The 16,762-nt window shown below is 59.0% G+C and carries 26 protein-coding genes; 5 read left to right on the top strand and 21 right to left on the bottom strand.

Translation table 11 applies throughout. From position 1 onward, the window contains the following. Positions 1–6: 6 nt before the first annotated feature. From AOA60_RS32610 to AOA60_RS04955, 14 genes are all read right to left on the bottom strand, one after another. Positions 7–150 carry a hypothetical protein gene (locus AOA60_RS32610; RefSeq protein WP_021491337.1) on the bottom strand — a complete coding sequence of 48 codons (144 nt, stop codon included), beginning with the start codon at positions 148–150 and terminating at the stop codon, positions 7–9. 20 nt (positions 151–170) lie between these two features. Beyond that, positions 171–464: a putative phage tail assembly chaperone gene (locus AOA60_RS04895; protein ID WP_099583428.1), complete on the bottom strand. Its 294-nt coding sequence runs from the start codon at positions 462–464 to the stop codon at positions 171–173. A gap of 43 nt (positions 465–507) precedes the next feature. Continuing rightward, the gene (locus AOA60_RS04900) at positions 508–963 is read right to left on the bottom strand and encodes a lysis system i-spanin subunit Rz (protein WP_099583429.1); all 456 of its coding nucleotides are present in this window, start codon (positions 961–963) and stop codon (positions 508–510) included. Further along, positions 963–1,496, bottom strand: a complete 534-nt coding sequence (locus tag AOA60_RS04905) for a lysozyme (RefSeq protein WP_099583430.1) — start codon at positions 1,494–1,496, stop codon at positions 963–965. The genes AOA60_RS04900 and AOA60_RS04905 overlap by 1 nt, the downstream gene beginning before the upstream one ends. Next, positions 1,493–1,789, bottom strand: coding sequence for a hypothetical protein (locus AOA60_RS04910; RefSeq protein WP_065909425.1), 297 nt, complete (start codon positions 1,787–1,789; stop codon positions 1,493–1,495). Before AOA60_RS04910 ends, AOA60_RS04905 begins: the two co-directional genes overlap by 4 nt. Continuing rightward, the gene (locus tag AOA60_RS04915) at positions 1,786–1,998 is read right to left on the bottom strand and encodes a TraR/DksA C4-type zinc finger protein (protein WP_099583431.1); all 213 of its coding nucleotides are present in this window, start codon (positions 1,996–1,998) and stop codon (positions 1,786–1,788) included. The genes AOA60_RS04910 and AOA60_RS04915 overlap by 4 nt, the downstream gene beginning before the upstream one ends. Further along, positions 1,998–2,447 carry a phage protein gene (locus AOA60_RS04920; protein WP_068932245.1) on the bottom strand — a complete coding sequence of 150 codons (450 nt, stop codon included), beginning with the start codon at positions 2,445–2,447 and terminating at the stop codon, positions 1,998–2,000. Before AOA60_RS04920 ends, AOA60_RS04915 begins: the two co-directional genes overlap by 1 nt. 6 nt (positions 2,448–2,453) lie before the next feature. After that, positions 2,454–3,569: a DUF2586 domain-containing protein gene (locus AOA60_RS04925; RefSeq protein WP_099583432.1), complete on the bottom strand. Its 1,116-nt coding sequence runs from the start codon at positions 3,567–3,569 to the stop codon at positions 2,454–2,456. Between the two features lie 11 nt (positions 3,570–3,580). Next, a complete protein-coding gene (locus tag AOA60_RS04930) occupies positions 3,581–4,261 on the bottom strand; it encodes a virion morphogenesis protein (protein WP_099583433.1) in 681 nt (226 codons plus the stop codon). Next, the gene (locus tag AOA60_RS04935; RefSeq protein WP_099583434.1) at positions 4,251–4,697 is read right to left on the bottom strand and encodes a phage tail protein; all 447 of its coding nucleotides are present in this window, start codon (positions 4,695–4,697) and stop codon (positions 4,251–4,253) included. Before AOA60_RS04935 ends, AOA60_RS04930 begins: the two co-directional genes overlap by 11 nt. Beyond that, positions 4,694–5,155: a head completion/stabilization protein gene (locus tag AOA60_RS04940; protein WP_099583435.1), complete on the bottom strand. Its 462-nt coding sequence runs from the start codon at positions 5,153–5,155 to the stop codon at positions 4,694–4,696. Before AOA60_RS04940 ends, AOA60_RS04935 begins: the two co-directional genes overlap by 4 nt. 97 nt (positions 5,156–5,252) lie before the next feature. Then, entirely contained in the window at positions 5,253–5,978 is a 726-nt protein-coding gene (gpM, locus tag AOA60_RS04945; RefSeq protein ID WP_099583436.1) for a phage terminase small subunit, read from the bottom strand. Further along, the gene (locus AOA60_RS04950; protein WP_099583437.1) at positions 5,975–6,994 is read right to left on the bottom strand and encodes a phage major capsid protein, P2 family; all 1,020 of its coding nucleotides are present in this window, start codon (positions 6,992–6,994) and stop codon (positions 5,975–5,977) included. The genes gpM and AOA60_RS04950 overlap by 4 nt, the downstream gene beginning before the upstream one ends. Position 6,995: 1 nt before the next feature. Further along, positions 6,996–7,919 carry a GPO family capsid scaffolding protein gene (locus AOA60_RS04955; protein WP_099583438.1) on the bottom strand — a complete coding sequence of 308 codons (924 nt, stop codon included), beginning with the start codon at positions 7,917–7,919 and terminating at the stop codon, positions 6,996–6,998. A gap of 161 nt (positions 7,920–8,080) precedes the next feature. Here AOA60_RS04955 and AOA60_RS04960 point away from each other — a divergent pair, with 161 nt between their 5' ends. The 3 genes from AOA60_RS04960 to AOA60_RS04970 all read left to right on the top strand — a co-directional run bounded on the left by AOA60_RS04960 (position 8,081) and on the right by AOA60_RS04970 (position 11,252). Beyond that, positions 8,081–10,138 carry a terminase family protein gene (locus tag AOA60_RS04960; RefSeq protein ID WP_099583439.1) on the top strand — a complete coding sequence of 686 codons (2,058 nt, stop codon included), beginning with the start codon at positions 8,081–8,083 and terminating at the stop codon, positions 10,136–10,138. Further along, a complete protein-coding gene (locus tag AOA60_RS04965) occupies positions 10,050–10,919 on the top strand; it encodes a phage portal protein (protein WP_178075324.1) in 870 nt (289 codons plus the stop codon). Before AOA60_RS04960 ends, AOA60_RS04965 begins: the two co-directional genes overlap by 89 nt. A gap of 72 nt (positions 10,920–10,991) precedes the next feature. Continuing rightward, positions 10,992–11,252 (top strand): ogr/Delta-like zinc finger family protein, encoded by a 261-nt coding sequence (locus tag AOA60_RS04970; RefSeq protein WP_099583441.1) that lies wholly within the window; start codon positions 10,992–10,994, stop codon positions 11,250–11,252. 701 nt (positions 11,253–11,953) lie between these two features. Here the strand turns inward: AOA60_RS04970 and AOA60_RS04975 are convergent. The 3 genes from AOA60_RS04975 to AOA60_RS04985 all read right to left on the bottom strand — a co-directional run bounded on the left by AOA60_RS04975 (position 11,954) and on the right by AOA60_RS04985 (position 13,772). Next, entirely contained in the window at positions 11,954–12,556 is a 603-nt protein-coding gene (locus AOA60_RS04975) for a hypothetical protein (RefSeq protein ID WP_256592800.1), read from the bottom strand. A gap of 329 nt (positions 12,557–12,885) precedes the next feature. Further along, entirely contained in the window at positions 12,886–13,503 is a 618-nt protein-coding gene (locus AOA60_RS04980) for a hypothetical protein (RefSeq protein ID WP_178075320.1), read from the bottom strand. Positions 13,504–13,505: 2 nt separating this feature from the next. Then, a complete protein-coding gene (locus AOA60_RS04985) occupies positions 13,506–13,772 on the bottom strand; it encodes a Cro/CI family transcriptional regulator (protein ID WP_099583443.1) in 267 nt (88 codons plus the stop codon). A 103-nt stretch (positions 13,773–13,875) separates the two neighbouring features. Here AOA60_RS04985 and AOA60_RS04990 point away from each other — a divergent pair, with 103 nt between their 5' ends. Both AOA60_RS04990 and AOA60_RS04995 read left to right on the top strand, forming a co-directional pair. Continuing rightward, positions 13,876–14,589 carry a LexA family transcriptional regulator gene (locus AOA60_RS04990; protein ID WP_099583444.1) on the top strand — a complete coding sequence of 238 codons (714 nt, stop codon included), beginning with the start codon at positions 13,876–13,878 and terminating at the stop codon, positions 14,587–14,589. A 24-nt stretch (positions 14,590–14,613) separates the two neighbouring features. Beyond that, positions 14,614–15,252 (top strand): BRCT domain-containing protein, encoded by a 639-nt coding sequence (locus AOA60_RS04995; protein ID WP_178075321.1) that lies wholly within the window; start codon positions 14,614–14,616, stop codon positions 15,250–15,252. Between the two features lie 14 nt (positions 15,253–15,266). Here the strand turns inward: AOA60_RS04995 and AOA60_RS05000 are convergent, their stop codons facing one another. The 4 genes from AOA60_RS05000 to AOA60_RS05015 all read right to left on the bottom strand — a co-directional run bounded on the left by AOA60_RS05000 (position 15,267) and on the right by AOA60_RS05015 (position 16,749). After that, positions 15,267–15,572 (bottom strand): hypothetical protein, encoded by a 306-nt coding sequence (locus AOA60_RS05000; protein WP_032858367.1) that lies wholly within the window; start codon positions 15,570–15,572, stop codon positions 15,267–15,269. Next, positions 15,569–15,805 (bottom strand): hypothetical protein, encoded by a 237-nt coding sequence (locus AOA60_RS05005; RefSeq protein WP_256592801.1) that lies wholly within the window; start codon positions 15,803–15,805, stop codon positions 15,569–15,571. The genes AOA60_RS05000 and AOA60_RS05005 overlap by 4 nt, the downstream gene beginning before the upstream one ends. Before the next feature lie 3 nt (positions 15,806–15,808). Next, entirely contained in the window at positions 15,809–16,366 is a 558-nt protein-coding gene (locus tag AOA60_RS05010; protein ID WP_099583446.1) for a hypothetical protein, read from the bottom strand. Between the two features lie 131 nt (positions 16,367–16,497). Then, complete coding sequence (locus AOA60_RS05015) at positions 16,498–16,749, bottom strand: DUF1654 domain-containing protein (RefSeq protein ID WP_099583447.1); 252 nt, start codon at positions 16,747–16,749, stop codon at positions 16,498–16,500. Positions 16,750–16,762 lie beyond the last annotated feature (13 nt).

The following is a 16,762-nucleotide window of genomic DNA, read 5'->3' on the forward strand; positions in this document are numbered from 1 at the left end:
TGGTTCCTATCCGTTCAACGCACGGGCAATGCCGCTTGCCACGGCAAATTCCATGCGTTTCCAGTGTTCGTCTTCCAGCCACTTGGCCGTGCCCATGTTTTCGATACTGGGCTCGGCACCAGGTAGCCAACGGTTGGTCAGGGCCAGCAACTGGCCCAGGCCGTCTTCGGTCAGGCGGTCAGCGTGCTCAAGGGCTTTTTTACGATGATCTCGACGTCAGGCGCGTATTCCTCCAGCAGCGCGCCGGCCACCTGCATGGTCATCACCGGGTTGGCCAACAGCTCGCGCAGACCGGCTTTTTCAGCCGGCAGCACGGTGCTGCTCAGGAGATTGAAGGACGGCGCGACCTTGTTATTGGCGGTCATGGCGTTGAAGTACTTGGTTACGTCCTGAGGGGTCAGGGTGAAGGTGAATTCCTTGTCGCCGATTTCCAGGGTGATGTCGCGGGCTTGGGTCTGGCTCATTGTTCGTATCCGTTGTGGTGGTTGGTTTAAAGAGGGTTTCGGGTCAGCGCAGGCACACCTGGTGCACGTAGTCCTGCAGCCCCAGGATCATTTGCTTACTGAGGGCAAGTTGATCTCTGAGGGTGAAATAATCCGGTCGAGCGTCTGTTGCGAGTTCGGCGGTGGCTGCATCAGCCACGCCGCCGGCGCTGGCTTTTTCAGTGCCGGCGGCGCTGCAGGTGGCGTTGACGCGCAGCCGCTGACGGCGATCGTCAACAGCCCTGCGCAGCTCAAGGTTTGAAGCGCGTTCATGGTCAAGCTCCAGGGTTCGTTTAAGATCGATCGCGTCACGGTCGGCCAGCATCTCGCCGCTGATGCGGGCGGCTTCGCGCAGGCCCGTCACTTCGAACAGGGCGTTGTCACGCTCCAGGCGGGCGGTGTCGCGTTGCCCCTCCAAGATGTCGAAACCGATAAATGCGGCAGCGCACAGCAGCAGCGGAAACAGAATCTCGCGCAGCATCACAAGTCCTCCGCGCACATGGCCGCTTCAGCGCGCCGGCGAGCGTGCAGGCCTGGCACAAAGCGCTTGCGGCCCTGGGCGTCGGTGACCGACGACCACACCGGGCTCTTACCGTCGGGGCCCCAGGCGAGCGCCTTGCAGCCTTCGGCGATCTTGCCGGCATTGATCAAGCCCACGGCGCGACTGGCGCAGGTGCTGGGCGTACCGAAGTTGTGGCCATGGCTGCTCAGGGCGTCGAAAGTCTTCTGTCCGACTGCTGCATTGGTCAGGCAGTCAGCCAGTGCCAGTTGGCCTTTCTCAACCACCAGTTGCTCCACCTCGGAGCAGCGCGCCGGCGACCAGTAGTCACCCACAATCAACGGATACGGGCTGGTGTAACGGGTGATGCCCTTGCACACGGTCGGCAGGCCACGGGCCAACTTGTCCGCGTAGACGGTGTTCTGGCCGTTACCTTCCCAAGTGCCCAAAAACACGACCAATGCAGAGCTGCAGAGGGTGATGCCACCGGCGGCGATCTTGCCGCGCAGGCTCATGGGAACAGGATCCGCAACAGCGCCGGCCCAACCATCTGCGCGACCACACCCAGCACCGTCAGCACCGCCAACATGCGGGTGACCTTGGTACCGATATCGGACACGGTGGCGGTCAGCTCGCGCTGGCCATCGTTCAAATCCGAGAGCTGTACCGCCATATGTTCGAATTCGCCTTCCAACCGGGTGACACGGGTCGGCACGGTTTCGTGGCGTTCCTCCAGGTCGCTGACGCGGTGCTCAAGCACAGCGAAGCGGCTTTCCAGGGTGCCTTTGGGCTTGGCGCGTGCGGTCATCGGCGCTGTCCTTTCTCAAAAACGGATTGGCACGGGACGCAACGGGTAATGCCTTCCAACGCTCGGCGCGCTGCAGGTATTTCGTAGTCGCAGTCCATGCAGTCGATCAGGCTGGGCCCCGAAGGGCGTGGTCGGGCGAGCTGGGCCTGAATCGACCGCTCGCGCTCCAACTCCTCGATCTTCTTTGCGTCGTCGAGCCAATCGACCATCAGCGCAGCCCCTCGATCTCGGCCGCGGCCAGGTACGGCACGCCGTTGACGCGGATAAAGTCGGGGCTGGTGACGTCGAAAGGCACCTTGTGCTTGGACTTCTCGCCGCCCTTGGGGTCGACGCTCAGCAGGCTGGACACCTTCAACTTGCAGCCGAAGGCCTCGATGCGCAGCTCTTCATCGCCGGCCTTGGCGAAAAACACCGAGTCGAAGGGCTCCAACTGGCGGAAGCTGCCGGCACTGCGGGCGGCCTCGATCAGTAGGTTGAAGTTACTGGTGTCAAATTCGAATTCACCGCTGCACGACACATCGCCGTCGACGTGCCCGTTGGGCACACCCCGGGATTGCGCCACGGCTGTGTTATCGGTGATGTCCAAGGTGCAGCTTTCAACGTGGATCTGCAGATCCCCCAGGTTGATGTCGAAGTTTTTACCGCCAATACGGGACATACGGGATTACTCCGAATCGTCGTTGGAAAAGTCCAGGGCGATGTTCGCCGTGAGGTCTTTCGGGCAATTGAGGGGTTTGATCTTGATGTACGCCTCAACCTTGGTTTTGGTGTGCCAGACCAGCTGGATGTCGCCGTCTTTCGGGGATTCGATCTCGCCGGGGAACACCTGGCCGGCGAACGTCGTGGACTTGGCCATCACGCGCAGCGGCTTCATAAACGCGCTGATTGCGGCCGCCATGCTGTTAGCCGTGTTGTTTAGGCGCCGATCAGCAACACGCAGGATCAGCAGCGGGCGTACCTGGCGAGCGGCCTTGTCAGCCAAACGCAGGTACTCAACCACCTGGAAGTCGCTCGCCGGCGCATCGAGCATGTTGCCGTCGCCCCAGAACACGCCCGGGTAGTCGGGGTACGTTTGCGAAACCGAGAAACGCGCCTTGTCGAGTTCCGATCGCACGGCCGATGGCAGGGGCAGGCCTTCTTTGTCTTTGGGAACGCTGCCCAAGGCCAAAACGGCGCCGCTGGCCACGCGCATTGGGCTGTCAGCAATGCTGACGGCGGCGTTGGCCAGGCGCCCAGCCAGGACGCCCAGGTCATTGCCGTGCAATTGGGGCACGACCAGGACACGCGGTGCCGCCAGGTCTTTGGTGATCGCCTTTTGCTGGGCCAGGTATTCCGACCAGGTCTGTTCGGCAGTGATGCCGGCGGTGCTGGCCATCACGAACACACGACGGCCGTAGGTGTTGCTGACGGCGATCGCGGCGTCATGCATGGCCGAGAGTTCAGCAGCAGCGGCCACCGGTTTGGTAATCACCACGGCTTCCACAGAAAAGCCCTGCTGCTGGGCTTTTTCCAGGGCGACAAGCCAGTCACCATCGGCAGTAATCGGAGCCGCCAGGCACGCCCAGCGGTCGCCGCCGTTGGCCTTGGCTGCCGCGATTTGGATTTTCAGGTCGCTGATGGGCTGGCCCAGGACCGCTTCCAGGTCACTGTCGGTGTTCAGGGCGATCAGGCTACCGACGCTCTTAGCGCCGGGACCAATGAACAGGAAATGGCGCTCGATCTCGGTCACGGCACCCTGGCCGAGGTTGAGATTGTTAACGCTGACTTTGCCAAGTGCCATGCAGTGCCTCGTTATTTGGGGGAGTTGAGGATTTGTGCCAGTACCTGGTTAACCAGCAGGCAGGTATCCCGATCGGTACTGACGCCCAGGAACTGGCGTTTTGGCAGGGTGATTTCCCAGCTTTGCGCGCCGTTACCCTCGGCCTTTTCGTCGGACAGGATGCGTATCAGCAGCCCCGCCTTGGCGTAGTTCACGTGTTCTTGAATCCATGCCACGGATGGCCGGGACAGGCTTTTTTTGCCCTTCTGGCGCACCTTGAAGCCCAGGCGACGCAGACGTTTTGCCTGTTTGTCCGTCGCGGCCAGGCCCTCGGGCACCTTGTTCCACCGGCGCATCTGCGCGGCAGTACGGCGCTCGGTCGCGCCGTGGTGTTGCTGCGCAGCGACCCAGCCGGTCAGGCCGTTACGCCATCCCAGGGTTGCGGAGTCCGCGCTCACGCTGGTGACCTGGAGCAACTTGCCCAGGCCGGCTTCCATCTTCTTTTTGCCCTTGCCGTCGCCCTTGCGCGCCTCAAAAGACGAGCCGTCTAGGTTGCGCTGCTCGCGGATCCGTTTACGGCTCATGGTCCGCACGCGCTTGGTGACGTTGTTGAGCAAACGCCGGCGCAACTGCGGGGGCAGACTCAACAGGGCCAGTTGCTCGCGAACGCCCAGGTGGCCCCGCACGTCCAGTTCGAAAGATCTACGCGCCACCGCCGCGGACCTCGCCTTGCTCAGCAACCCACAGATCGAAGTCGACCAGGCCCCACGTTTTGCCGAAGGCCTCGACCTTGCCGTTGGGGTCTTCTGCCAGGTGCTGCGCCTCGACAAACTCCAGGGTCAGTTCTAGATCTGCTTCGTCCGGGGTGATCTGGTCGACGGCGAACGTCGGCGCCGGCAGGTCGTCGTCCCGATCGGGATCGTTGGATTCGAGCCAGCCGCCCAGGAGCGCCATCAACAGCGCCGGGTTGCCGGCGAATCGCTCAATCACGACCACGGCGCGATAACGCATATCGCCCATGTGCAGGCCTTGGGTGGTGTCTTTCCAGATCAGATCCAGGTTGACCTGCTCGGCCCAGCTGTCGATCTGCTCGGGCAGCACCAGGTTCAGGCTGATCAGGTAGGTGGTCAGGGCGCGGAGCTTGTTCATAGCAACGCCGCCGTGATGCGGCCACGGCCCTGCAGCGAGCGCACAGCCTGTTGGCTGAATGCCAGGAAGGTTTCCGGGCGATCGGGTAATTCCTTGCCCAGGTTCTCGGCGCTGTCGCGGCGGATGATGGTCGCGAACTGGGGCAGCAGGCTGGCTTTCGCCCTGCAGTAAACGGCGCGTTTGTACGTCGCTGCTTGAAATGTGCGCTCCGGCAGCACCATAGGGTCAGCAGATTCCAAGGTGGTGACACCTTGGTTCTGCCAACGCGCTTTGCACGTGGCCAAGTCGCTGTTGACCTCGGTCATAGCCGTGGCCAACTCAGCGGTCAGCAGTTCCACCAGGTACTCCGCCGGCAAGCGATAACCCTTCTGAAACTCGGCCACATCGAGGTTCGGCCAAAAGCCGTCGTTCTCGATCGCCAGTTCCACAAGGGTGGTGGGTTTACCTGAAAAGCTCATGCTGACCGCTCAAATAGGGCGGGGAGCCTGTTTTCAGTGGGACGGTCCATAAATGGGCGGCTCACTTCCACAGGTCCCCGCTGGGGGGGGTAGTCGGTTATTCGGTGGCCGGGGTATCAGCCGCTTGTTTTTCCAGGGCCTTGCGGACCCTTTTGATACGGGTGTCGTTGCCGGCTTGGGCGTACAGCTCCGTCGAGCGCTCCAGGTGCTTGAGCGCGGTTTCCCACTGCTCGGCCTCCATGGCGCGTATGCCGATCAACTTGTGGTACTTGCTCGGGATCTGCTCTGTCAGTTGCCACTCACCGTCAACCAGCGGCAACAGGTCAGAGAGGTAAGGCTCCGGGCTGCGATTGGCTTTGTATTCGGCGTAGGCCCACTCGCACACGGCGTCAGCGACAAAGGTCTGGATGTCGCGGCGCTTGAAGCGCTCCGGCATCTGCTGGCCCTGCTCGATCAGGACGTCGGCCAGCTCCAGGGCGTCTTCGAACTGGGCGGTGTCGAACAGCCAGACCAACACCTGCACCGCAACGCGATTTGGGAAGACCAAACCCGACTCGCAATAGCGCTGGACGTACTCCTGGTACTTGGGCAGCAATTCTTCGCGCTTGAGTGCCTGGCGCCCGGCCAGGCCATTGATCGCGCTGATGCGCGCCAGGTCCTGGTCCAAGGCCGCTTCCTGCAGCAGCAGGTGCTTGCGCGCATTGGCTGGGCTGCTCAGGGCATCGCCCGGGGTGTAGGCCATGCCTGCAGTAGCGGCAATTGCCGCTACTGCAGTGCTGCCCAGGGCCAGGATGCGGCGCTTATGCGCCAGGGCCAGGCTCACGCCAGCAGCTCCACGTTTTCGGTCAGTGCGATCTTTTCCAACTGCTCGATCACATAACCTTCGTTGCGGCTGTTGTAGTCCTCGACGCGGGAGCGCTTCGGGTTCTCGACCGTCTGTTTGCGCCAGCTGGTGTCCTGGTAGTAGATCGACAGGTTGTCCCAACTGGTGACCAGCACCGCGTTGACCGGGAAGTTCGGCACGCTGAACGCCGGCAGACCGCCGTAGGTCGCAATGACCTGGGCGTTTTCGATGCGCTCTTTTTCGGTCGGCGTATCGCCCTGCTTGGTGTACAGCTTGGCCTTGTCAGAGGCGAGCAAGTCGGTGCCGATGATCGCAACCAGATCGCCGTCCTCGCGCAGGATCTCGTCAACCATCTGCTTGGTGTCATGCACCAGGGCGTCCAGGTTGGCGTAGTCGCCGCCGGCACCCAAGCTGACCTTGCCAGCGGTGGCGCCCTCTTTCAGCACCTGCTGCGGGGCCTGCTCGCGCAGTTGCTGCAGCCAGCCCTTATTCACGTCCTGAAGCTTGGGATTCGCTGCCAGGTCGGTCTGCGTTGCAGCGCGGGTGCCATGGAAGCCGATAACAATGCGGTCCTGGGCGATACGCTTTTGCACTGCAGCGGAATAGCGCTCTTTGAAGTCGGGAAACTTCGCCCAGGCGTCGATCTTGGCGTACGGCAGGCCCACGTCTGACTGGGTATCAGCCAACTCGTAGGTGCTATTGTCCAACGCCGATGCGTCTTTGGCTTCGCGGTCGGTGGTCTTGGTGTTGGTGCGGCCGGTAACCGGACCATTTACACCGATGAAGACCTTTTCACCCTTGATCTCGCTGACTGGGGTGACGTTGATACGCTCCAGAAAGTCAGCCTTCGCGGTGATCGCGTCGTTCAGCTCCTGGGCAATCGTCGGGTCCACACTGAACATGCGGGTGGAGTTTTCGATGCCGTACGCTTCGGCGATCGCTTCCTGCAGCTCGGCGTACTGCTTGGCGCCCCGGGCGCTTAATGGCTGGGCCATGTCAGAGCACCTTTTTCTTGGTGGTGGTTACAGGGCCAGGGTTGCGCGGCAACTGGCGACCGGCGGAGGTGTTCTGCAGCGCGGAGAATTTCGCCTGCAAATCCGTCAATGCGGCGAGGACAGCCTTGTTCGACGCGCCGCCTTTACGTCGGAATTCGCGCTCTTGCTCGGCGGTGGCCACGATGTCATCCACGGCTGTGCTGACGTCATCGATCAGGTCTTGATCGGGCTCAGGTGCATCGGCGGCGGCAGGCTCAATGACAGCTTGAAGGCCGGCAGCGACAACCAGCAGCTGCGCCACCAGGGCTGTCAAAGCCGTTGCTGTAGCTTCATCCATTGGGGGTTTGCTCTCTGTGTTGGGTGGAGTGGTTTCGGTGGGCAGCGCGTCAGCGGCGAAACGCTTGAAGAAGCTCGTCAGGGCGTTGATCAGTCCGGTTTCGGCGGAGGGTTGGCTGTCGTCCTGCAGGCGACCGAGTTCGACCGAGGCGGCGTAATAGGAGGCGCGGGTGTTCTGATGCGAGAAATACAGTTCCTGGGTGCCGACGCTGGCCGGTTGGTCAGTGACGCCCATGCCTGTCAGGTAGGCTTTACCTTTGCCACGGAAGTCCGGGGTGATCTCAATGCTGGTGAACAGCTTCTGGCCCTGATCATTCAGGTACAGCAGGCGGTCGTTGGGCTTCAATTGCGCTTCCAACGCCACTTCGCCGGGCTCTAGGTCTTCGGCTTCTTCCACCAGACGCACCGCATAGACGGTGCCGTGGGAGCCTGGCCAGCGTTCGTGGTCGCACCAGATCACCGCCGTGTAGAACGACGGCTTGTAGGTTTCAGCGATATCGCGCAGTTCCTGGGGAAGGATCACGCGCCCATCAACGGTGGCTCCGCTGGTGGCGACACGTTTCCAGAACGATACAAGGGAACGGGGCATGGATTTGACTGCGCTCAATCACTGAATGAGCCGCCAAGATAGGGAGCCCTCAGCCCTCAAACAAACGGTTCAAATGCGCGTTTCTCCTATATTCGCGATATAGGCGGATCACGGAATTTAACCCCGCGTTTCCAGCGTTTTCGCCGCATAGACTGCGGCCCATGTACTACTCGACTGAAGTTAAAGAAGCCGCCAAACGCCTGTTTCTGCGCCGTTGTAAGGCCAAGGAAATTCAGGCGCAGCTCAACCTGCCCAACATCCGGATCGTCTACTACTGGATCCGCCAGGGCGGGTGGGAAGACATGCTGTCGGACGAAGAACCGCTGACTGCCGTCGGCCGGCGAATCACCCTGCTCCTGGACAAAGTCGGCAGCCTGTCCAAAGACGATCTGAACGAGCTGGACCGACTGACCCTTGTTCGCGAACGACTGTTGAAACAAGCGGCCAAGCCCGCACCGGTGGCGCCTTCGAACGGCGACGACCTGGGCGAGCCCCATGACCCTCGCAAACGCTCGCGTGGCGAACGCTCCAGCCGTGGCGAAGGCGGTGACAGGAAGAAGGAAAAGAAGGCCAAGAATGACATCAGCGGTCTGACCGAAGTCGACTTCCTGGATAAGTTCATCAGCAAGATGTACCGCTATCAGCAGGAACTGTTCTCGGCCAAGCAAAACCCGCTGACGAACCGGATCCGCAACATCCTCAAAAGCCGCCAGGTCGGTCTGACCTACTACTTCGCTGGCGAAGCGTTCATGGATGCGGTCCTGACTGGCGATAACCAAGTGTTCCTGTCGGCCAGCCGCTCGCAGTCGGAGATTTTCCGCAGCTACATCATCCAGTTTGCCAAACAGTGGTTCGACATTGAGCTGACCGGCAACCCGATCACGCTCAGCAACGGCGCCGAACTGCGCTTCCTGTCGACCAACAGCAGCACCGCCCAGGGCTACCATGGCCATGTGTACGTGGATGAGTACTTCTGGATCCGCGACTTCGAAAAACTCAGCACCGTGGCCAGCGCCATGGGCACCCATAAGAAGTGGCGCAAAACCTACTTCTCGACACCCAGCGCGGTGTCGCACCAGGCGTACCCGTTCTGGTCGGGCGAGGAATTCCGCAACAGCAAACGCGGCAAGAAAGCCGGCGGTACCTGGCCCACCGATGCGTCCTACACACAGGGCGCCCTCTGCCCCGATGGCCAGTGGCGCAAGACCATCACCATCCAGGATGCGATCGATGGCGGCTGCGATCTGTTCGACCTGGAGCAGCTGCAGCTGGAGTACGACGAAGACAAATTCCAGCAGCTGTTCTACTGCAAGTTCATCGACAGCAGCCAAAGCGCGTTCGGGCTCAAGGATCTGGAGCGCTGCTACTCCGACCTATCGTTGTGGGAAGACTACAACCCGGAGTTGGATCGACCTTTCGGCAACAGCCCGGTGTGGCTTGGCTACGATCCGAGCCGCACCCGCGACGACGCCACGTGCGTGGTGGTCGCCCCGCCACTGGAGCCCGGGGCGAAGTTCCGCATCCTGGAAAAGCACAGCTGGCGGGGGCATTCGTTCAACTATCAGGCCGCCCAGGTCAAGAAGCTCACCGAGCGTTTCAACGTCCAGCACATCGGTATCGACATCACCGGCGTGGGCTATGGCGTGTTCGACCTGGTGCGCGACTTCTACCCGAAAGCCACGCCGATCCATTACAGCCTTGAGACCAAGAACCTGCTGGTTCTCAAGGCCCAGGACACGATCCAGGGCAGTCGCATCGAGTGGGACGCCGGCTGGACGGACATCGCCCAGGCGTTCCTGACCATCAAGCGCGGCACTACCAACAGTGGCCAGGTCACCTACAGCGCCTCGCGCACCGACGCCACCGGCCACGCCGACATCGCCTGGTCAATCATGCACGCCCTGTTCAATGAACCCCTCAACACCAACAAGCGGCGCCGTAGCCGCTACGTCACGAGCGGAACCAATGCCCAAGCCTCGACACAAAAAGCCCCAAGCCAGCCAACAAGCGCGACAGCCGCAGCCCATGCGGGCGTTCACCTTCGGGGAACCCGAACAGGTGCTGTCCGGCAACATCGGCGAGTACCTGGGGGTGTTTCTCAGCGACGACGGCGAAATATACAAGCCGCCGGTGTCGCGGGCGGGCCTGGCCAAACTGCTGCGCGCCAACGCGCACCACGGCGCCATTCCCAAGTTCAAACGCAACCTGCTGCTGCGTGAATTCATCCCGTCCGATGGCTGCAGCACTCAGACCATGGGCCGGGCCAGCCTCGACTACATGGTGTTTGGCGAAGCGTATTTCTACCGCGATACCAATGCCTTCGGTGAAGTGCTGGAGATGCAGCACCTGCCGGCCATCAACATGCGCGTGAAGGTCGACGGCGGGTTTCGAATGCTGCTGCCCGACAGCAAGTTCATGGACTTCAACCAGGACGAAATCGAACACGTCCTGGACTACGACGTAGAACAGAACATCTACGGCGTACCCGACTACCTGGGCGGCCTGCAGGCGCTATTGCTCAACGAAGCCGCCACCCTGTTCCGCCGTCGCTACTACAGCAACGGCGCACACGCGGGCTACATCTTCTACACCAACGACCCGGACCTGACCGAGGAAGACGAAGACAACCTGCGCGCCCAGATCAGCGCCAGCAAGGGCGTGGGCAACTTCCGCTCGATGTTCGTCAACATCCCCAACGGCAAAGAAAACGCGATCCAGATCATCCCGGTAGGGGACTTTCAGGCCAAGGACGAGCTGGAGAAGGTTAAGAACATCACGCGCAACGACGTGATCGCTGCCTGGCGAATGAACCCTGCCCTGGCCGGGATCATCCCGGAAAACAGCGGGGGTTTTGGGGATATCGAGAAGATCGATCGCGTGTACACCAGCAACGAGATCAGGCCTATCTGCCAGCTGTTCAATCAGGTGAATGACACCCTACGCAGAGACAGGAGAATCAACTGGAAAAGTCTGGAAACGCCACAACAAACCACTGAATAGATACACAGTATTTAGTGATTACCATCGATGAGAAAGGCATAATGATGGCCATTAAACCCTGGGGAGGGAACCATGCGAATCTACTGCACAGCCTGCGATCACAAGGGACGAATCAGCTCACGAGAAGAGATCACCCGGGGCTATGTGAAACTGTACTGCCAATGCTTGGACGCGCAGTGCGGACACACGTGGGTGTCCGAGCTGACGTTCAAGCACTCTTTGCGGCCACCGACACAACGCCTGGAAACGCTCCTGTTCGAACGCATCAGGAACTTGCCAGCGGAACAGCAGCAAGAGCTATTCCTTCAAGTTGGTGCCTCGCAACACGTCTGACTGCCCCCGGCTCGCCCGCTCCTCGCTTCATTCAATCCCCACCGATGCAGTGCCACCATAAGGCACTGTCCAGCACCGTTCTCGGCTCCGACATCAGAATGCCTGCAACGCAGGCATATAAGCCGCCAACACAATCTCAATTGACTCCCTCAATTGTGGCGCGGCGGTACCCGCGTAGCGGCCGATTACCCGACAAAACCACACCCAAAAATCTCAGAAGCACCGCCTGAGTACGCCCGCGATCGCCTTCAGTGAAATTTACAACTCGCCTCGGCGCGCCCGATTACCGCTTTGTGCCCGCTGGATCCCCGGCACGTAGTGCTGGGTATCTAGCATGGGTGCAGGGCACTGCCCTGCCGCTGGGCGGGCGCGCAGCCCGCGCTCTGTCATAAAAAGCTGAGCGTAGCGAACTGAGCCTTTAGGCGAAGGCATCATCATGTACCCAACACACTGAACCTGTGGACACCTCGAAAATCTCTTTTTTATACCCTTTGGGGTTGCTGACTGGGGTTTAAAATTCCATTTAATTAAAAGCCCTTCTGGATCGCTCGGAGGCATTCCGGCATCGCCGGGAAAAAACGGTAAAAATGAGGCATAGATGGGCACACCCAGCCCCATGTCGACGGATGCCGGCGGAACGAGTACAACGGTAGGGTATTTTTTCAACCGCCAGGCGTAACCTGGCCTCGCAGGGGATGCGATTAGTTCGGGGGGGTGTCTTTCTTGACCTGGACGTTGCGCAGTAAGCGCGCCATGGATTCATCCACGCCGCCAGAGCCTCTGTCGGGCTCCATGGGAGGCTTTACCCCACCATGTGAACTGTCTGTGGGGATCAGTGTTTCGTACTGACTGTAAGCATGAGCCGCCTTGCGCGCCTCGCTCTTTTCCCAGTTGCTCCGGGACTGTTGTCGCCGGAACTCTTCCAATGACGCCTTTTCTTGACGTGCTGCACGTAGGCCGCTGACCTCACGAAGCTCCTTGCTCCTGCGCTTGATCGCGGCCTTTTTTGCCCGATACCAAAGGTAGCGTACGCCCAGGTCTGCAAAGAACTTTTCGGTGAACCGCACCAGGACGCGAGTGCGCACCAGGTTAAGTCCAGCCTCGTCCTTCTCATCCAGCCGCACTTTCTCGATTCGCCGGTAAACGTACCCGGCCACATCCAGGCTTTGCATAAGGCGGTTAAGGGACGCAGGGGACATACCGCAGTCTTCCGCGATGCCGCACTGTGTGTTTAGGAAATACTGCCCGCGCTCGACATCAAGCCATCCCAGCACGCCGGTGGCCAAGTCCAGACGCAGTAACATTTGCTCGGACGCCCTGGCCAAGGCTACAAACTTTTCAGAGCGCGTACGGCGACCGCCGTGGATGGTGTCCAGGTCTCGCAGATACTTACCGCGTAGGTCGCCTATTTGGCTGAGTCGGGAGAACGCCCTGCGCAGCAGCGGGTTTTTCAGTTGTTGACCAGTTAACCGGCGTGGGGCTGAATACCGAGGTGGCCTAATGGGGGCATTTAGAGCGGCGTGGGGACTTTTCTTGTCTCGATGCACAGCAACAGGTCGCCCCTTACTGGGGCTGCCCTTACGGCCGCTGGCGGATCGCGGCTGGATGTCCTTGTCCAGAGTAGTCACAGAAACTAGTTCGCCCGGGACACGTAAGGCTTCTGAGACTGCTCAAGCAGCACAGCCTCTGCCCGCGAGCGCAGTTCGCTGCACCGAGCCTCCGCCGAACGCAGCCGATCGACAAACTCTGGCAACTTGTCCAGGTCTTCGCAATCGATACGGCCATCAGCAAGGATCTCGCTGCCCAAAGCGACGGTATTGCCGAGCCTGGTCACCAGTAGCCCGAACGCGCCCAGGGGATTTCCTTCGCCATCCAGCTCCCGCGCACCAGTCAGGCCATGACGGCTGGCCAGCTCGTTGATACAGCAGTCTTTGAAGTCGCCTTCCAGCGCCTCTACCCACGACTCCTCGACCCAAGTCGGAAGATCCACCTCACCACTAAGCCAACGTCCAACGCGGCGCAGCCAGGCGCCAGATGCTCTCAGGAAGGTAGTGGTGTCGTTGCCCTGGGCAAGGGTTAGAAAATCGGGCACGTCCTTGCTGACAGCCTTGGAAGAAATCTGACGGTGCAAGTTCGCGCTCAATGCCTGGGCGAAGTCATCCTGGCTGAACCCCGTGCGGGCGATCATTTCAGCGGCGTGGGCCACCAGCACCTGGTCACGGGATACGGACAGTTGTCCTGGAGTGGACATAGTCACTCTGACTGGCAACCCATAGCCTGCTCCACACTTCCAACTACTCCGCAGCCATAACTCTCCAACGCGCCAGAAGTCGGCGCTTTGTGAGCAGGAAATGGGCGTAGCTCATGAGCCGAGTAAGTGCCATCGGGCTCTATGGAGACAATGATTTGGCGACCGGATCTGATCGCTTTATGAATTGCTGCGGGGCTGATGCCAAATGCCTCGGCGACTGCAGCCTGACCAATTTTCGCAACCAGTTCAGGCAATTGGATCTGATTCATGACGGGGATCTCTGGCTAGACCAGAGAATATTAACCGCAGGTAACCATCATAACAACACCGCAGGTAACTTAATTTCATTAACCAACGGTTTATAGTCTCCCCATGACCAAGAAGAAGCCCCTACCTCCCGAACTGTTTTCTGAATGCGAAGCCGCACAAAAGCTTTTCCTCTCGAAGAAAAATGCTCTCAAGCTGAATCAGAGGAAAATTGCCGATGAGGTCGGTATCACTCCAGCAGCAGTGGCTCACTATCTGAATGGAACAAATGCGCTAAATGCTAAGTTCGCATCAGCTCTCGCACGACTGATAGATGAGCCGGTGGAGAGCTTCAGTCCACGGCTAGCCTCTGAGATAGCAGCTCTGACAGCAGACCACGCCAACGTGCGCCCAATGCTCCAGCCACATAGAGAGGCACGGGAGTACCCTTTGATCACCTGGGTGGCTGCTGGTGCTGCCGTCGAATCGTCTGTTTGCTACCCGTCAGGCATCGCTGATGAGTGGTTGTCATCGACTGAAAACGCGGGACCACGTGGCTATTGGCTGAGGGTCAAAGGTAAATCAATGACCTCGGACAACCCGCCAACCTTCCCTGAAGGCACCCCGATACTGATACAGCCTGAAGGTTTCGACCTGATCAGTGGAAAGTTCTACATCGCTCGCAACAACTCTACCGGCGAAACCACGTTCAAGAAGTACGACCAAGATGCTGGCCTCGGCTACTTGGTTCCGCTGAATCCCGACTATCAAACCATCTGTCTTGATGGAGCCTGGGAAATAATTGGCAGGGCGATCGACGCAAAAATCACAGGCATGTAAGTGTCTCAACAAGGAACGTGAACAGTGTCAGACCTGCATAATGAGTTCGAAAAAAGTCGCCACTTCAATACTGCACGCATGGACCGCCGCAATGTGAACATGCTTGCGGGTCTTGCTGCGGGAGTCACTGCCGACGGCGTTATCACCCTTGAAGAGGCTCAGTTCCTGCGTCAGTGGATCGAAAGTCAGATGTCACACCTGGATGATCCGGTTGTAAACATTCTGTACCAGCGCGTTAGCTCGATGCTTCAGGATGGTGTCCTTGATGAGGATGAATCAACCGAACTGCTGGAAACACTCAGAGGCTTCGCAGGCGTAAGTTCCCCTGGATCAGCTCCAAGCATCCACACCGCTCCAACCCCCCTGCCTCTTTGCCAGCCAGCACCACACGTGGAGTGCGACGGCAATGTGTTTGTCTTCACCGGCACCATGGCATTTGGCCCGCGTAAAGAGTGTGAACGATTGGTACGAGAGCGTGGCGGGGCAATTGGTCCCGGAGTCAGCAAAAAAGTCGACTATTTAGTCATTGGTAGCATTGGTAACGAGCAATGGCTTCACAGCAGCTATGGCACGAAAATTCTTCGTGCAGTAGAGCTGCGTGATAATGGCACACCTATCGCAATCATCGCTGAAGATCATTGGCAACGCATTCTGCTGGGGTAGTCATTTAAGCACCGTCACTGGCCCTGCCCCACGACCAACCTACTGCGAGTAGCAGGCGCCTTCACTGCAGGCGCTAGGCCAGGTGGAGCCGCGTGCACGATGATATGACCCTGGCCAATTTTGAAATTTTTGATTACGGCGATGCACACGTTCCACGCCTCGCGGGCCACTGTATCGCCAGACTCTACGACATTTCCTTGGTCATCAATAATCGCTAATCGGGCAGGACGACCATCGGCGGTGGTGAATTGATAACCGCTAGTGACATTTGCGCTGATGCAGCCATTTTCCAAGGTGCCCGTTTTGGGAATACCAATCATGGGTACACTCCTTGCTCTAGCGTGGTGTCGGTGTATTTGTGAAAAATAAGCGCGATCGTGTTTGCGTGCAGAAACCGATCATGTTGGGCGCCGTTAATTGCACCCCAGTTTTCAGATGAGATAGCCATGTCGATTTCAACATTGGCGGATCTCCATCCAGCAATTCCTTTTGCAAGCAAACGCTTGTCCAATGCTGAAATAGCAATGGTCATACCTTCGTTATCCGTGAGCATTCTTCACCCCTTTCGACGATAGGTAGCAACAAACTCTTGAACACAAGCAGACAGAAGTTCATAGGCTTGAACTCGGTCAGCTGGAAGCCTAAGTGGCAAGGTGATGCCGACACTATCCAACTCAAAGTGAAAGACGGTACGTGCTGACTCACTGGCACTTGATCGGAGCATTAGCCATAGACTTTCAATGCCCTCGACAGGCAACTCATATGTGCCCCGCTGCAGTCGCAACGCCTCCCGTAGTGTCACCTCCAAATCGCTCACCAGTAGGTATTCATCAACTTCAGGTACCGTACTGACGGTTACTCCACTCAACAAATCCTCAAGAAACCTGACAGCCCGGACTCCTGTGTCGTTACGCTTGGCAAGCGTGATGCTGTTGATACTGTCACCCAGCTCAACGCGCATCGATACGGCACGCTCGCACTGCTCAATGGCTATCGTAGCCGTCGCACAACTCACGCCGTTGTCATCGTAGACGTTATGAAGAAAAACACCGCTCTGGGTGATCTGTTGTGAAAGCCTCCACCGGGCAGAGGGTGGTAAGTAAAGGGCATGCATGCGGTGAACCTCCGATATAGACAGAACAGCGCCATGCGCTGGAATGGACATTCGGAATAGGTTAACCGCAGGTAACCAAAATAATCAATACCGCCGGTAAATTAAATTAACCACCGGTAAATTTACATGGCTCAACTAGGATGCTGGTTGGTCCAGCTCAGTTGAACTCCCCCATCCTCCAACGGCAGCACACGCACGCTATCCTCCACAACCAACTGCTCCAGCAGACAGTCCCAATCGGCTTCCAACTCTCCCGACTGCCGTGTGATCACTGTCCTCCTTCGGTACTGAGCTGCTGGACTGTTCACTTGGCGGTGAATGCGATAGCTGAGAAGCTCATAGGGTGAAGGGGGCTTCTGCGGAATGCAGGCGCTTTGCAACATAAATGCTCCTTGC

Source organism: Pseudomonas sp. 2822-17 (assembly GCF_002742485.1).
Lineage (GTDB): Bacteria > Pseudomonadota > Gammaproteobacteria > Pseudomonadales > Pseudomonadaceae > Aquipseudomonas > Aquipseudomonas cyclaminis.

Coding starts and splice junctions, on each gene's coding strand:
- AOA60_RS04895 (WP_099583428.1), bottom strand. CDS start 464: ATGAGCCAGACCCAAGCCCGCGACATCACCCTGGAAATCGGCGACAAG.
- AOA60_RS04900 (WP_099583429.1), bottom strand. CDS start 963: ATGCTGCGCGAGATTCTGTTTCCGCTGCTGCTGTGCGCTGCCGCATTT.
- AOA60_RS04905 (WP_099583430.1), bottom strand. CDS start 1,496: ATGAGCCTGCGCGGCAAGATCGCCGCCGGTGGCATCACCCTCTGCAGC.
- AOA60_RS04910 (WP_065909425.1), bottom strand. CDS start 1,789: ATGACCGCACGCGCCAAGCCCAAAGGCACCCTGGAAAGCCGCTTCGCT.
- AOA60_RS04915 (WP_099583431.1), bottom strand. CDS start 1,998: ATGGTCGATTGGCTCGACGACGCAAAGAAGATCGAGGAGTTGGAGCGC.
- AOA60_RS04920 (WP_068932245.1), bottom strand. CDS start 2,447: ATGTCCCGTATTGGCGGTAAAAACTTCGACATCAACCTGGGGGATCTG.
- AOA60_RS04925 (WP_099583432.1), bottom strand. CDS start 3,569: ATGGCACTTGGCAAAGTCAGCGTTAACAATCTCAACCTCGGCCAGGGT.
- AOA60_RS04935 (WP_099583434.1), bottom strand. CDS start 4,697: ATGAACAAGCTCCGCGCCCTGACCACCTACCTGATCAGCCTGAACCTG.
- AOA60_RS04940 (WP_099583435.1), bottom strand. CDS start 5,155: ATGAGCTTTTCAGGTAAACCCACCACCCTTGTGGAACTGGCGATCGAG.
- AOA60_RS04950 (WP_099583437.1), bottom strand. CDS start 6,994: ATGGCCCAGCCATTAAGCGCCCGGGGCGCCAAGCAGTACGCCGAGCTG.
- AOA60_RS04955 (WP_099583438.1), bottom strand. CDS start 7,919: ATGCCCCGTTCCCTTGTATCGTTCTGGAAACGTGTCGCCACCAGCGGA.
- AOA60_RS04960 (WP_099583439.1), top strand. CDS start 8,081: ATGTACTACTCGACTGAAGTTAAAGAAGCCGCCAAACGCCTGTTTCTG.
- AOA60_RS04970 (WP_099583441.1), top strand. CDS start 10,992: ATGCGAATCTACTGCACAGCCTGCGATCACAAGGGACGAATCAGCTCA.
- AOA60_RS04975 (WP_256592800.1), bottom strand. CDS start 12,556: ATGTTACTGCGTCTGGACTTGGCCACCGGCGTGCTGGGATGGCTTGAT.
- AOA60_RS04980 (WP_178075320.1), bottom strand. CDS start 13,503: ATGTCCACTCCAGGACAACTGTCCGTATCCCGTGACCAGGTGCTGGTG.
- AOA60_RS04985 (WP_099583443.1), bottom strand. CDS start 13,772: ATGAATCAGATCCAATTGCCTGAACTGGTTGCGAAAATTGGTCAGGCT.
- AOA60_RS04990 (WP_099583444.1), top strand. CDS start 13,876: ATGACCAAGAAGAAGCCCCTACCTCCCGAACTGTTTTCTGAATGCGAA.
- AOA60_RS05000 (WP_032858367.1), bottom strand. CDS start 15,572: ATGATTGGTATTCCCAAAACGGGCACCTTGGAAAATGGCTGCATCAGC.
- AOA60_RS05005 (WP_256592801.1), bottom strand. CDS start 15,805: ATGCTCACGGATAACGAAGGTATGACCATTGCTATTTCAGCATTGGAC.
- AOA60_RS05010 (WP_099583446.1), bottom strand. CDS start 16,366: ATGCATGCCCTTTACTTACCACCCTCTGCCCGGTGGAGGCTTTCACAA.
- AOA60_RS05015 (WP_099583447.1), bottom strand. CDS start 16,749: ATGTTGCAAAGCGCCTGCATTCCGCAGAAGCCCCCTTCACCCTATGAG.